Source organism: Candidatus Methylospira mobilis, from assembly GCF_009498235.1.
Lineage (GTDB): Bacteria > Pseudomonadota > Gammaproteobacteria > Methylococcales > Methylococcaceae > Methylospira > Methylospira mobilis.
Genome location: NZ_CP044205.1, coordinates 4,386,081 through 4,399,819, shown reverse-complemented (window position 1 = coordinate 4,399,819; position 13,739 = coordinate 4,386,081). Strand labels below are relative to the sequence as shown.

Sequence of the window (13,739 nt, the reverse complement as noted above, 5' to 3'; positions counted from 1 at the left end):
ATGGCCGGCAGGATAAAAGCAGCACCGCCCGCACTTACCCTGGAAGAACGCCGCCACGAGAAGTTTCAGCTCGTCAAAACCATCGGCGAGCGCATGAAGGCCGCGCGCGAGCTGTGCAACATCAGTCAGCTCGAAGCCGCTCGCCTACTGGGTTACGCCAACAGCTCGAAGCTGGCCAAGATCGAAGCGGCGAGCGATACCAATAGTGTGCCGTTAACGACCGTCATCGCGGCGGCAAAGCTCTACGACGTTTCCACTGATTACCTTTTCGGCATGACCGACGACTGGGAGCCTGCCGGCGATCCGCTGGCGCGCGATGCCACCGCCATACACCGCTGGATGCTGTCGCGCCGCGTGGAGGAGTCAGCCAAGGAACTGGCGCTACTCAACAGCCTGGGCAAGCGCCTTACCGTCGTGGAAAAGGCCTTGGTCGAACTGAACAACGCCGTTGCTGGTGGCGTGGAGGCCTTCCTCACGTTTTGGAGCATGAACGCCGACACCTTTGACGATCTGCCCGCCGGCGCCAAGCTATTGCGCAGTCATGAACAAGCGGAAACGGCGCTGAACCAGGTTAAGCCCTTGCTTAACCGGTTTCGGGCTGATTTTAAGGTACGGGCTTTTACCCTGAAAGAATAAGCCATGGCGGCAAAACCAAAACTAACCCCTGAACAATGGGCGGCTGTGCGGAAGCGCTGGGAAGACGACTCTCGGGACGGATACGCTTGGCTGGTGGATGAGCTGGCCTTACCCGTTTCCGGGCCAGCCGTGCGCAAGGTATCGCTACGCGATGGATGGAAAAAAAGCGGTACTGGCGCATCAGAAAAACCAGCCCCAACACCCAAGGTTTCCAAGGTTTCTGAAAACCTTGCGAAGGTTTCCGAAACCATCAGAGAAACCATGCCGGAAACCATGCACGAAGAAACCCTACAGAACGCGCGGCAGGAAGTGGGTAGACCCACCCTATACCGTAAAGAGTATGCGGAACAAGCCTATAAGCTTTGCCTGCTGGGAATGACCGATGCGGATATGGCCGTGTTCTTCGAGGTTTCCGAATCGACGATCAACCTATGGAAGATCGAGTACCCCGAATTTTCGGAGTCCATAACGCAGGGTAAGGGCGTGGCCGATGCAGCCGTTGCGGAAGCGCTCTACAAATCGGCAACCGGCGCTCATTTTATCAAGGAAGACCGCGCCGTAAGCGATGGCTGCGGCGGCACCAAGATCGTCACCATGGAGAAGCAACTGCCACCCGAATCGCGCGCGCAATCCTTCTGGCTAAAGAATCGGCAGCCCCAGCAGTGGCGCGACAAGGTCGAGGTCAATGCGTCCGCAAAACTGGACCAGGAAACCCTGGCGATGATCGAAACGCAGTTCGTCGCCCGAATGGCCGCCGCCCATGAACGGCAGCGCGCGGTACTGATCGAGCGCGGGTTACTGATCGACCACGACGACAACGAATAGCCATTTCACCATCATTTTCATCAACAAAAGAGGAAGTAACATGTCTTTAAAAGCAAACCTTCATACTCAAACCCTTGACACAGTACGCCACGCTTTAAGCCGCGTCAGTATCGAGCAGCAGACGCGCATCGTTGACAAACTGGCGCTTGATCTGCGCGCCATGGCCGCCGGTCTGACATCGGCAACCGACCCGGTTGAAGCCCTGTTTTCCACGAGAAAGCAGATTGATGAACTACGCACTGGTCTGGCTCGTGATTTTGAAGCAATACGAAAAAACAAGGTTGACGCCGCCGCCGATGTCATGAAGCGTGTATTTATGACCAGGAGTCGCATCGAGGAGGAAATTTTTCTGTGCCGGCAAACTATGCGAGCGCTTACCGAAAACACGCGCGCCATTGAACTGAGGCAGAGAGGAGGGTTAACCGAAGCGGAAATAGCGCGTATAGCGCCAGATCCGGAACCGGGTATGGAATATTTCGCGGCGGAAGCGAAGCTACAGGCGCTTACAGATGAACTGGATGCTATCGGCAAGTTCTTTACGAATTACGATTTATCGTTGCTGATAGGAACCCGGCTGGAGCAATACGCGCCGAAGATTGCGGCTTAATCGTTTGCGAACTCTCGGAAAGCAGCGCCAGTCCTCACATTTCGCAGACTTTGCAGATTTCGCGCTGCTGTTTTAATTTTGCCGAATGGAAGCGCTACCCTATCACCAACAGTAACAGCCCGCACTCTTGCGGGCTTATTGTTTCCATGCCGGAAAGTAACGCCTTATTGTACACTGGCGACAGTGCATAATAATATTAATGTACATTGGCGAGAGTGAACAATAATGGCGATACAGCGAAACACCAAACAACGCGCGGCAGTGTTGCAGGCAATTGAGGAAGGACATCCAGATTGCGGGCATCCGCCCTACGATATTGGCGCAATCGCCTATATGCTGGGAACTGAAGACAGCATAGGCGCTGCCGGCGCTCTTGAATATTACCAACTGAGTAAGCCGATACCCTTGCGCTCACTGCATCGCATCCTGAACGACCTGCACCGGGAAGGACTCATTACCTTTGAAATGAAGATGGTCGACGCCAGCAGCGCCGGACGGCTTCCGCGCAGGCAACGGCACTGGCAGATAGCAGGCCGGGAAGTTTACAACGGGCTTTTTAATGAGCTTGCCGGATTGATGCGGCGGGCGCGTGTTGTGCACGGTTGCACAAACAGCTTTTTCGGCAAGACCTGGGATGAACCGGCCAAGCCGGAAGCGGAACGCCGGGTATTGACCGATGCCCTGAAGTCGTTCCTGCAGCGGACGCACCCTGATAAGGTTGATGGATGCGCCGATCTGTTCTCGTCGGCCAAGACGGCGCTGGATTATGTTCGCACAAGAAAGAAGGTTGAGGGAGTTGTTCTGGAGTTACCGGCAAGGGCTGGATAAACGCCGAAACTACTGGATGGTTGAAGGGGATGCGCTAGATGCGGCTAATGAAGCAATCCAGCCTACAAGTAACCGGCCTACACTTAGCCGCCCGGTTATTGTTGCCCCTTCGTTGGCCTCCGATGACATTGAACCATCGCTGGATCAAGCTACTCACCCGGACTCTTGCAAGAGAGGCTGCCCGGTGGGTGCGGACGACGATAAAACTTTAGACTCAGCCCCCTGCCATGTCAATTACCAGGATTATCACAGGACGGCGTCTCATCACGTATCACCCCGTATCACCTAAGCGCCGTCAATATGACGGTATTTTTGACGGTATCGGCAAAAACAAAGGGCGATAAACCCAGTGGTGACGCGGCTTGTAGCGGTCAATTCGAAGACGACCTCATCTCAGAACCCCGCAGCCCGTAAGGCTTGGCGGGTTTTTTTATCGTCTATGCCGTAGCACCCCGTATCATGCAATACCATCGATCTTGCTGGTATATCTGATGGTACATGGCTGCACAAACAGCTTTTTCGGTAGCGAGTGGAAAGAACTGGCCAAGTCGGAAGCGGAACGCCAGTTATTGACCGATGCCCTGAAATCGTTCCTGCAGCGGACGCACCCTGATAAGGTTGATGGAATGGATGCGCCGATCTGTTCTCGTCGGCCAAGACGGCGCTGGGTTATGTCCGCACAAGAAAGAAGGTTGAGGGAGTTGTTCTGGAGCTACCGGTAAGGGCTGGATAACTGGCATATCGCGGGATGGTGTCTCATCGAGTAGCACGCTGTATCACCTAAGCGCGGTCAAAATGATGGTATTATTGATAATATCGTCAAAAATATTAAACAATAAAGCCAGTAAATGCGAGGCTTGCAGCGGTTAATTCGACGACGACCTCAATATAGGGCCCAGAATCTGATTGGCGAGCCGTTCTACACCTGATCTACGAAGTCTGCCAGTCATATTGATCACTTTGTACGAAAGTGCTGCCTCAAGCCGCGACCTGAATCGATGATCTATTTTCAAAATCCTATCAGGCAACAGTGCTATAATCTGTTCACTATAAATTTATTATGAAAATAAGGCATGAGCAAAATAACCATTGAGCATAATCCTAGCGAAGAGCGTTTAAAGGAACTCGGCGTATCCAGCTGGGAGATTTGGGAAAAAGAAATATCCAAATTTCCGATCGACTTTGATGAAACGGAGACAGCATATGTGCTGGAAGGTGAGATTATTGTTACACCTGCCGAGGGTGAACCTGTGCGTATCGTCCCGGGCGACCTGGTCTCTTTTCATGCCGGATTGGATAGCCAATGGGAAGTGGTTAAGCCATTGAAAAAGCACTATAGCTACGATTATCCGGACGGGGTGTGACTGACGGCCTGACTATACCATTATTTCAGGATGGTAAGTCAGGCAGTGTCATCATCACGAACATTGCTTCGTTGATTGACGTCTCAGCGAAGCGGCGATCGCTTCAAGGCTTCTGCCAACTCGAATCTTTCTGAAGATAACAGCGTCTAGGAGTTGAAAAGGCAGCAATTCCGTACTGCCGAATACTTGGGGTGCCTAATCTTTGACTTCCTTGGAAACGCGCACAACAAAAGCCATCATTGCTGATTAACAGCACAGCCGCTTTTTTACCTTTCGATATTATGTTGAGTTTCATTTCTGCTTGAAATCACATACGTTTTTTCAACGCGCGCCGTTTACAGCGTAATACAAAGCGCCGCAGACCGCTATCATTCGCCTTGAAGGGTAATAATTAAATTACGGCTTCCGCCATGATTTCTGTGTTCACAGAGATAGATACCCTGCCAAGTCCCTAGGTTCAGCCGGCCATTCGTGACTGGAATGATCAGACTACAGCCTAGTATGCTGCTCTTCAGATGGCTAGGCATGTCGTCAGAGCCTTCATCTACATGCTTATAGTAAGACTGATTTTCTGGTACCACTCGGCTAAAAAAACTCTCAAAATCTTCACGAACAGTTGGATCCGCATTCTCGTTGATTGAAAGCGAGGCAGAGGTGTGTTTTATAAACACATTCAACATTCCCGCCGACACCTGCTTCAGCTGCGGTAGTTCACGGAGAACTTCATCAGTGATCAGGTGGAATCCACGAGTTCGCGCTTTAAGTCTGATTTCTTTTTGCAACCACATAGCAATTTCTATTTAAAACTTCGGAGCTGAAAAAGTGGTGCGGTACCGGACTACATCCTGCCGAACCCTGCGGGCCCGCTCAAAACCAACCTCACCAGATCAGTCTGGCTTCGGGTATTGGTTTTTCGGAATGCCTGTTTTAATTGCGTTCGAACCGTATGGATGCTTCGGTGATGCTCGCTGGCGATCAAATCCAGCGTAGCTCCCATTGCCAGACTCGTGGCAACCTGCGCCTCACCAAGCGATAAGCCATACAGACTAGTCAATAGCTCGGCTGATAGTTTGGTATTACTGCCTACATCAAAGATAAACAGTACCGCGCAAGGCATTTGGTCAAGCGAAAGAGACTGGCTTGGCAATGGCGAAATTTGCAGATACAAAGGGTAAACAGAGCCTGGACGAGTCAGTTTCATTGTACTGCCTGCACACAACCCCTTCCCGAGACAGGCGTCAATAGAATCCATGATCAGCTTCTGCAAAGCTTTCGTCTCTAGTGCAACCGAGCTGCAAAAACGGCCGTTGGCATCAAGACTGAAACCGTCGTTCCTTTCGATAATCATTTCGGCCGCCAGGTTGCAGAACAAGGCTCTGGCGTGCTGATTCAGCAGGATGAGACCCATAGGAAGCGCGTTCAAGCTCTCCAGACTGCAATTACGTAGCGCTTCCGCCTCCGCCCGCTTTATATACAGATTACAGGCTCTTTGCAAATGGGGCATCAACTGACGAAAGCTTTCCACATCGGAAGTTGTGAAAGGCCCTTGCTGTTTGGTGCGCGTTACCCCCAATCGGACACTAATATCATTCTGTCGCAACACCACGCCACCCAGCCCATAAGCCAAGCCTTGCGGCTTCAACCAATCGTTATAGAACGCTGTTTTTTGAAGATCGGTGTCGGAAATAGTCTGACTTGTGGTGAATACAACGCCTCCAGGGATATTTTTGGAGGTTTCAAGCCAGACATTGAGCCCATTATCATTGAAATAAGGAGCGGTGGCTGCGTATTGCAAATCAAAACGGGTATGCCGTACGAAGGAAAGCGCGCTATGCCCAAACAGGGAGCGACAACTCGATAAATCGTGCAAGTATAATACACAGCCCTCGCCGTGAAACAAGTCTGCAAACTGTTCCTGAAAGTCCGTCCAGCAAGCAGGCGTTTCCGTGGCATCATAGATTTTTCCGATAAGCTGCAATAGATCTGATTCTTTCATACAAGCTGTGTTTCCTCCTCCAGGGTTACCCTTCCTGGGCAAGAACGGATTAATTCAAAATCGCTGTGCTGTGTTCAGGTAAAGCCAATGTGTTACAGTTGAGGTTCAAGACAAAAACTGCACAATCAGCGTTTGAATAAAGTCGAAATCAACGATAAAACCATAGCTCAAGCGTTCGTATATTATCAGCTTTTAGTAAAGCGCATGTCATGGATGGAGGCCGCCACCAGTGTCTCTGGCATGGTTCAGCCAAGCGGCTGAAATCACGCACGCGCCGCGTCATGCCATAAATCCGGATTTTTGGTATGGCCGCGCCCAGAGATTTAAATAAAAATGGACAACATAGTTCTTGGATATAGAGCCATCGAATTGTCATCCGCACTCCATGCGCCAGAGGATGTTGATACGTTGGGACAAAAAGGCATCAAGTTCCTGACTCGCCGCAAGAAAAGCCTGTCGCTGCAGTGGTGATTGATCGGCCGTACATAGGCGGAGCCGAGAGCGGGGTGCGGAACGTCAGGCGTACTCATTCATGGTTTCTACTCTGCCGAAGAATATTCAACATAGGAATGTAAGGTTGTGGATAATAGTGAACGCAGCCCTGATCGAACCGGTCCGGTGACCGCCGCGGGCCGGAAGATCAACAATATCTCAAGCAAGCCGGATTCGCGGTTAGAATAATATTCATACGAAACCTGGGGCAGTAATATATATGTTAAAGGAATTAAAGTGCGCAACGGACGTATCTCGACAAGAAAGCATCGCATGAGGCTGATGCCGGAAGCCTCCACTCAAGTAGAAAATTGTCGTTCTGAACAATGAAGGCCGCTATGCCCATGATGTTGAACTTGAATAATCTGACGTTGACCCGGCGTTTGGCCATACTTTCGCTGGTTCCGATGCTTGCCTATTTATATCTGGCCGCATTCGAGATTGCCGCGCATTATCGAAGTTATCGCAGCATGCATGACATGGAGCATCTGGTGGTCCTTTCCGTGGATGCGAGTACGTTGCTGCGCGAACTGCAACAGGAACGCGGCATGACCAGGGCATATATTTCATCGAAAGGAGCACGATTCGCCAAAGAGTTGCTGCAGCAACGCGAACTCACCGATAAGGCTACGCTAAAACTGAAAAATTTCAGCGCACAATATCGTAACGCCGAGTTTTTATCGCCCTATCTGGGTGCTATAGATCAATCACTGACCAGTTTGGCCCAACTGGACGAGATGCGCCGGCGTGCCGATATATTCACCCTGCCTATGGAGGAGCTTAAGCATTACACCGTTACCATGGAGATACTGATAGACCTCATTGCCACAGTCGGCAAGCTTAACCAGCATGAAGAACTCAATCGCCTGTTTATCGCTCATTTGACTCTGGTGCAGGGTATTACAGCGGCAGGACTGGAGCGGGCGGCACTTAATTCGCTGTTTTATGCAAACAAATTCGATGCTGAACTCTATCAGAACTTTTTGCTGGCCTTGGGCGCGCAGGAAAGCTATTTGAGGCTGTACAAGCTGTATGCTCCCGAAGCACAAGCCGCAGCTTATCAGGCCGCTTTCGATAGCGAATATGCGCACAGGGTCGAAGCCATACGCAAGGTCGTCCGCGATAAAGCGCATGCGGGCGATTACGGCGTCAATTCCGCCGAATGGTTCGACGTCGTTACAAGAAAAGTCGATGCGATGATGGCGGTGGAGGATCAGCTGACACAAAATATTCTGAATACCGCCAGACAGCTGGCGTCGAGTTCCAGCCGCAGTTTGCTCACGGTTTCCACACTGGTGTTGCTGGTTGCTTCCATTGCAACCTTTCTCGTCATCAAAATTACCCACAGCATTACTCAGCCGTTGCAGCGGGTTGTAAAAGCCGCAGGACGCATGGCGGCCGGAGATCTGGATTTTGTGCTGGATGTTAACGGCAAGGATGAAACCGCTGAAGCGCTTCAAGCCATTGCCAGCATTCAGGCCACGCTCAAAACGCTGACCAGCGATGCGGTAGGATTATCCCGTACAGCGGTGGAAGGCCGACTCACTGTCCGCGCGGATGCGGACAAACACCAGGGCGATTATCGCAAAATCGTGCAGGGAATCAACGATACCCTGGATGCGGTCATCGGTCCCTTAAACACGGCTGCGGACTACATCAATCGCATCGCGCACGGGGACATTCCTCCCAGAATAACCGAAAATTACAAGGGAGACTTTAATGCGCTCAAGGAAAATATCAACAGAGCCATCGACAACATCAACGCGCTGGTAGCCGATGCCGCATTACTGGCGCAAGCGGCAGTCGACGGCAAGCTTTCCGCTCGCGTCGATGCGGGCAGGCATCAGGGCGATTATCGAAAAATCGTCCAGGGAGTAAACGACACTTTGAGCGCGCTCGTCGAACCGATAGAACAGGTAGTCAGAGTGCTGGCGGCGCTGGCGAACGCCGACCTTTCCGACAAGATCACCCAAAACTACCGCGGCGCTTTCGCCAAATTACGCGACGACGTCAATACCACCGTCGACAATCTGGCGCACAATGTCATCAGCATCAAACAGGTTACCGCCAATATCCATACTGCCGCAAAGGAAATCGCGTTGGGTAACTCCGACTTGTCACAACGCACGGAACAACAGGCCGCGAGCCTGCAGGAAACGGCCGCCAGCATGGAGCAGTTGTCCACCACGGTCAGACAAAACGCCGAACATGCACGCGATGCCAATCAGCTGGCGCAGACCGCGTCCGATGTTGCCCAGAAAGGCGGTGAAGTGGTGCAGCAAGTGGTGGGTACGATGCGCGACATTAATGAAAGCTCGCGTAAGATCGTCGATATCATCAGCGTTATCGACGGTATCGCTTTCCAGACCAATATTCTTGCACTGAATGCGGCAGTGGAGGCGGCGCGAGCCGGAGAGCAGGGACGCGGATTCGCAGTGGTTGCCAGCGAAGTGCGCAGTCTCGCGCAACGTTCGGCCAATGCAGCCAAGGAAATTAAAACGCTGATCGGCGATTCGGTTGAAAGAGTAGAGGCCGGCTCAATGCTGGTGAGCGAAGCAGGGCGCACCATGGAAAACGTGGTCGCGTCAGTACGTAATGTCACCGGGATCATAGGCAATATTGCGGCAGCATCACAGGAACAAAGCAACGGCATCGAACAAGTGAATAGCGCGATTTCGCATATGGATCAGACAACCCAGCAGAATGCCGCGCTGGTAGAACAGGCCGCCGCAGCCGCCAGCATGATGGACGATCAGGCGGAACAGCTGGAACAGCTGATGGCGCGCTTTCGCTTTGCAGCCGGCGTCGATGGCATGGGCGCCCTATCACCAAGCAGCGAATGGGCGTAAATATGAGTCGATATTTGTCTTGCGCTTATATGCATCCATGAAAACATCAGCGCCGCTGGAAAGTATAGATATAGCGTACTCAGTCTGCGCGATGTTTACGATAAAGTTAATGATGACGCCAATATTGATTATGTCAACTGAACCTTAGGAGCGGATTTGCATTTCCCCACATCCCCTCATGAGTCCATGACGGTATGAGAAACCCGGTAAATCGTTCAAGAAAATAACCATAACAGTCGTTTCTCATGCATAACGATTACTTTCTATACGATACCGAACGCCTGTATTCGATCGCTTCCGGCGAACAGGTCAAGGAAGGCTTGGCGTATTTCAATGAAAACCGGGTCATCGCGCTTGAGAAGGAAAACAACCGGCTGATTGCGCAGGTCGAGGATGCCGATGACGAGGTATGCTGGGTCGAGTTATCCGCCGGCAGCGACGGCGCATTGAGCTTCGGCTGCGATTGCAACCGGGAGCAGCGCGTTTGCCGGCACGCGATAGCCGCTTTATACCGCTATGCCGATCAATACGGGCAGGATGACGCCGCGCTGGGCAGCGCCGTGGACGAAGCGATACAGGAGCGTATCAAAAAAGGCCGCAACGAAGTCCGGGTCAAGCTGCTGAGCGGCAATCTCGGTTTCGGCGTCTGGCAGGCGGCTTCGCTGGTTTCCGCTACCTACACCCAACGCGGGTATCAGGTGCAGATTCGTTCGCTGGATCAGCGCATGAATTATTGCACCTGCCCCGATCTGGCCAGCAACCGGCTCGGCACCTGCAAGCACATCGAAGCGGTGCTGCATTTTGCGAAAACGAAACCCGAGTATCAGCGCCTGAAAGATCAGGGCTGCCCGTTGTCCTTTGTCTATCTGGCCTGGGAATCCGCGACCCGTCCGGTGATACGTCTACAGCGCGCGGCTCAGGTCGAAGACGATTTATCGCGTTTGTTTGCCGAGTTTTTCGACGCTCAGGGCGTATTCAGCGGACGCTTGCCGGAAGATTTTTTCCGCTTTTCGCAGCTTGTGCAGGGACGCGACGATTTCTTATTGGGCGACGATGCCGTACAGCATGTGCAGCAATGCGCGGAAGATGCGGCGCAAGCCGTGCGCGGCCAGCAGATCAGCCGGACGATACTGCAAGGCAACGGCGTATTGCCGGGCATCAAGGTACGGCTGTTTCCGTATCAGTCCGAAGGCGTCGCGTTTCTGGCCTCGCGCGGACGGGCGCTGCTGGCCGACGACATGGGGCTGGGCAAAACCCTGCAAGCCATCAGCGCCGCCTGCTGGCTGGCCGATAATGCCGGCGTCAATCGGGTGCTGGTGGTGTGTCCGGCCTCTTTAAAACATCAGTGGGCGCGGGAAATCGCCAAATTTACCGGCAAAACCGTACAGATAGTTCAAGGGCCGGTGGAGAACCGCACGGTGCAATATCGCGCCGACGCGCTGTTTTTCATCGTCAATTACGAACTGGTGCTGCGCGACCTGATCGTGATCGGCGAAACCCTGAAACCCGATCTGCTGATACTCGACGAAGCGCAGCGCATCAAAAACTGGCGCACCAAACTGGCTTCCACGGTCAAGCTGATACCTTCCCGCTATGTGTTCGTGCTGACCGGTACGCCGCTGGAAAACCGGTTGGAAGACTTGTACAGCCTGCTGCAACTGGTGGATGTGCGCGTACTCGGCCCGCTGTGGCGCTGCCTGCTGGACTTCCACGTCACCGACGAGCGCGGCAAAGTCGTCGGCTACCGCAACCTGTCGGAACTGCGCCGGCGCATCGCCCCGGTGATGTTGCGGCGCAACCGCAGTCTGGTCAGCGATCAACTGCCGGATCGTACCGAAGTGGTGCTGGACATACCGATGAACCCCAAACAACAGGAGTTGCATGATTCGGCATTGACCGCCGCCGGTCGTCTGGCGACCATCGCCCAAAAGCGGCCGTTGACGCCCAGCGAGCAGAACCGGCTGATGGCCGCGTTGCAGCAGGCGCGCATGGCCTGCAACGCCGCCGGGCTGGTCGACAAGCAAACTCAAGGCTCGCCCAAGCTGGACGAGCTGGCCAGGCTGCTGGAAGAACTGTGTCTGCAAAGCAACCGCAAGGCGGTGGTGTTTTCGCAATGGGCGCTGATGACGGAAATGGTCGAATCGCTGGTGCGCGGCATGGGGCTGGGTTGCGTGCGCCTGCACGGCGGCGTTCCCAGCCACAAGCGCGGCGAATTGATGGAAAAGTTCCAGCAGGACGACGCGCTGCAGGTGTTCATTTCCACCGACGCCGGCGGCACCGGCTTGAACCTGCAATCGGCCTCTGTGCTGATCAATCTGGATATGCCGTGGAATCCGGCGGTGCTGGATCAGCGCATCGCGCGCATACACCGTCTGGGGCAAAAGCAGAAAGTACAGATTTTCCTGCTGCTGGCGGAAGACTCCTACGAGCAGCATGTCGCCAGACTGGTGAAAGGCAAACGCGATTTGTTCGACAATGTCGTCGACCCGGACGCCTCGGAAGACGTGGTCGGCGTCTCCAAAAAAATGCTGGAAACCCTGATAAACGATCTGGCGCTCGGATCTCCGAAAGAAATCTGGGATGCTGCCGACGCCGGTTCGAGCCCTGCGCCGGCAACGGAGATTGCGGAATCTGCCGGTAAGCAGACGGCGGCTGACGAGAGCGAAGAGGATGCGCGTGTCAGAAGACTGATCGAAAAAATCCAGACGGCATTCGGAGACCGTATCGAACGCATCATGGCCAAGGGCGGAGGCCTGCTGGTGGTCGTCCGGCAATGGCAGGATGCCGACGAACAGAGCGCGCAGGAACTGTCGGAAGCGGATATGCCGGTCGCGGTGATGGACGCCCGCAGCCTGCGCAGCCTGTTGCGCCTGGGCAGCGCTTCGCCGTTGGCCGAAACCCGAACCCTGTTCGAAACCGGAACGACGGAAACAGCCCCGGAAAATCCGCTGCTGACGGTTTCCGCGCAAAAACTCCGTTCGGCGCAGGTATTGATGGAACAGCAATGCAGCGCCGGGGTAATGGATTTATTGGCTTCGGCCTTGCTGCTCAAAGTGGCGGCAATGAACGGGCAGGCGCAACCGCCCGTCCCCGCAAACGCCGCCGTCTGGCTCTACGGCGAAATTCTTCCTCGGCAGTTGCTGACGCCGGAACAGGCGGCGCTGGTAATGCAGGTGGTTTCGCTAAGCCAGAGCCCTAACCTCCCCGAAACGCTGATAGCGCAGGCGTGGGGTGATGTGAGCAGGTTGTTTGCGCTGTTGAGCTGAGAGCCGGGGGACAACGGGCCTGTGGGGGTTATTTCCGTCCGAATTTCGAAAGGTAATCGCGCCGATCCGCTATAACGCTTGCCGTCCTCCCATGACCAGTCGATAATTCGTCTTACTTTTTGTCTTACCTTGAGGGGCTTGCCATGTCCATCGCAATCATCACCCTTTCCAGTAAGGGGCAGGTCGTCATCCCCAAAGAAATTCGCGACGAACTACATTGGAAAGCAGGAACCGAGCTAACGCTGATTTCCAGTCCATCCGGCGTTACCCTCAAGACCACGCCCCAAAAAACGGGCCGTAATCTGGCTGATTTGATCGGTATGCTCAAACACGACGGCCCGCCGGTTTCGACTGAAGAGTTGTGCAAACCCGTGGAGCTTACCGACGAGGAATGCCGGGAATATAGAAATGATCGCTTTTGACACCAATCTGCTGGTGCGGGCTCTGGTCACCGACAATCCCGATCAAGTCGCCGTGGTTCGCGAATTGATTGCCCGTGACGCTATTTTCATCTCGCGCACCGTACTGCTGGAATCCGAATGGGTATTGCGGAGTCGCTACAGGAAAACCCGTAGACAACTCTATGAATTTTTCGCTACGTTGCTGGAAATCGGCAACACGGTCGTTGAGGATGCCGAAGCATTCAGCCATGCACTGGAGTGGTACGCACAGGGCGCTGATTTTGCCGATGCTTTGCATCTGGCCGCTTGCGGAAGCGCCGTCATGCACACCTTTGATCGGGCTTTTTGCAAAGCCGCGCGGGACGCCGGTATCGCGCCGGAGGTGCGGGTTTGGGAAGTTTGAAGCCCTGTCTGATTCATTTTTTGTTGGCGGCAGTGAATGACATGACTGCGGAATGAATAAATTTAGATTATT

12 protein-coding genes are annotated in these 13,739 nt (G+C 53.7%); 10 read left to right on the top strand and 2 right to left on the bottom strand.

Translation table 11 applies throughout. From position 1 onward, the window contains the following. From F6R98_RS20055 to F6R98_RS20030, 5 genes are all read left to right on the top strand, one after another. On the top strand, window positions 1–636 hold the full coding sequence (locus tag F6R98_RS20055; protein WP_153250589.1) for a helix-turn-helix domain-containing protein: 636 nt from the start codon (window positions 1–3) through the stop codon (window positions 634–636). A 3-nt stretch (window positions 637–639) separates the two neighbouring features. After that, on the top strand, window positions 640–1,461 hold the full coding sequence (locus F6R98_RS20050) for a hypothetical protein (RefSeq protein ID WP_153250588.1): 822 nt from the start codon (window positions 640–642) through the stop codon (window positions 1,459–1,461). A gap of 40 nt (window positions 1,462–1,501) precedes the next feature. Next, complete coding sequence (locus F6R98_RS20045) at window positions 1,502–2,068, top strand: hypothetical protein (protein WP_153250587.1); 567 nt, start codon at window positions 1,502–1,504, stop codon at window positions 2,066–2,068. A 225-nt stretch (window positions 2,069–2,293) separates the two neighbouring features. Next, the gene (locus F6R98_RS20040) at window positions 2,294–2,896 is read left to right on the top strand and encodes a hypothetical protein (protein ID WP_153250586.1); all 603 of its coding nucleotides are present in this window, start codon (window positions 2,294–2,296) and stop codon (window positions 2,894–2,896) included. 1,073 nt (window positions 2,897–3,969) lie between these two features. Then, window positions 3,970–4,260, top strand: a complete 291-nt coding sequence (locus F6R98_RS20030) for a cupin domain-containing protein (RefSeq protein ID WP_153250584.1) — start codon at window positions 3,970–3,972, stop codon at window positions 4,258–4,260. 368 nt (window positions 4,261–4,628) lie between these two features. On the opposite strand, the gene F6R98_RS20025 is transcribed toward F6R98_RS20030, so the two are convergent. Both F6R98_RS20025 and F6R98_RS20020 read right to left on the bottom strand, forming a co-directional pair. Further along, window positions 4,629–5,048: a secondary thiamine-phosphate synthase enzyme YjbQ gene (locus F6R98_RS20025; protein WP_153250583.1), complete on the bottom strand. Its 420-nt coding sequence runs from the start codon at window positions 5,046–5,048 to the stop codon at window positions 4,629–4,631. A gap of 50 nt (window positions 5,049–5,098) precedes the next feature. Next, on the bottom strand, window positions 5,099–6,256 hold the full coding sequence (locus tag F6R98_RS20020; RefSeq protein WP_153250582.1) for a helix-turn-helix transcriptional regulator: 1,158 nt from the start codon (window positions 6,254–6,256) through the stop codon (window positions 5,099–5,101). Between the two features lie 333 nt (window positions 6,257–6,589). Between F6R98_RS20020 and F6R98_RS21740 the strand changes: the two genes are divergently transcribed. The 5 genes from F6R98_RS21740 to F6R98_RS20000 all read left to right on the top strand — a co-directional run bounded on the left by F6R98_RS21740 (window position 6,590) and on the right by F6R98_RS20000 (window position 13,667). Continuing rightward, the gene (locus tag F6R98_RS21740; RefSeq protein ID WP_194270040.1) at window positions 6,590–6,727 is read left to right on the top strand and encodes a hypothetical protein; all 138 of its coding nucleotides are present in this window, start codon (window positions 6,590–6,592) and stop codon (window positions 6,725–6,727) included. Between the two features lie 365 nt (window positions 6,728–7,092). Continuing rightward, the gene (locus F6R98_RS22660) at window positions 7,093–9,597 is read left to right on the top strand and encodes a methyl-accepting chemotaxis protein (RefSeq protein ID WP_194270039.1); all 2,505 of its coding nucleotides are present in this window, start codon (window positions 7,093–7,095) and stop codon (window positions 9,595–9,597) included. Between the two features lie 245 nt (window positions 9,598–9,842). Beyond that, window positions 9,843–12,863, top strand: a complete 3,021-nt coding sequence (locus F6R98_RS20010; protein WP_153250581.1) for a DEAD/DEAH box helicase — start codon at window positions 9,843–9,845, stop codon at window positions 12,861–12,863. A gap of 143 nt (window positions 12,864–13,006) precedes the next feature. After that, window positions 13,007–13,285, top strand: coding sequence for an AbrB/MazE/SpoVT family DNA-binding domain-containing protein (locus F6R98_RS20005; protein ID WP_153250580.1), 279 nt, complete (start codon window positions 13,007–13,009; stop codon window positions 13,283–13,285). Next, the gene (locus F6R98_RS20000) at window positions 13,272–13,667 is read left to right on the top strand and encodes a type II toxin-antitoxin system VapC family toxin (RefSeq protein WP_153250579.1); all 396 of its coding nucleotides are present in this window, start codon (window positions 13,272–13,274) and stop codon (window positions 13,665–13,667) included. The genes F6R98_RS20005 and F6R98_RS20000 overlap by 14 nt, the downstream gene beginning before the upstream one ends. Window positions 13,668–13,739: the final 72 nt, after the last annotated feature.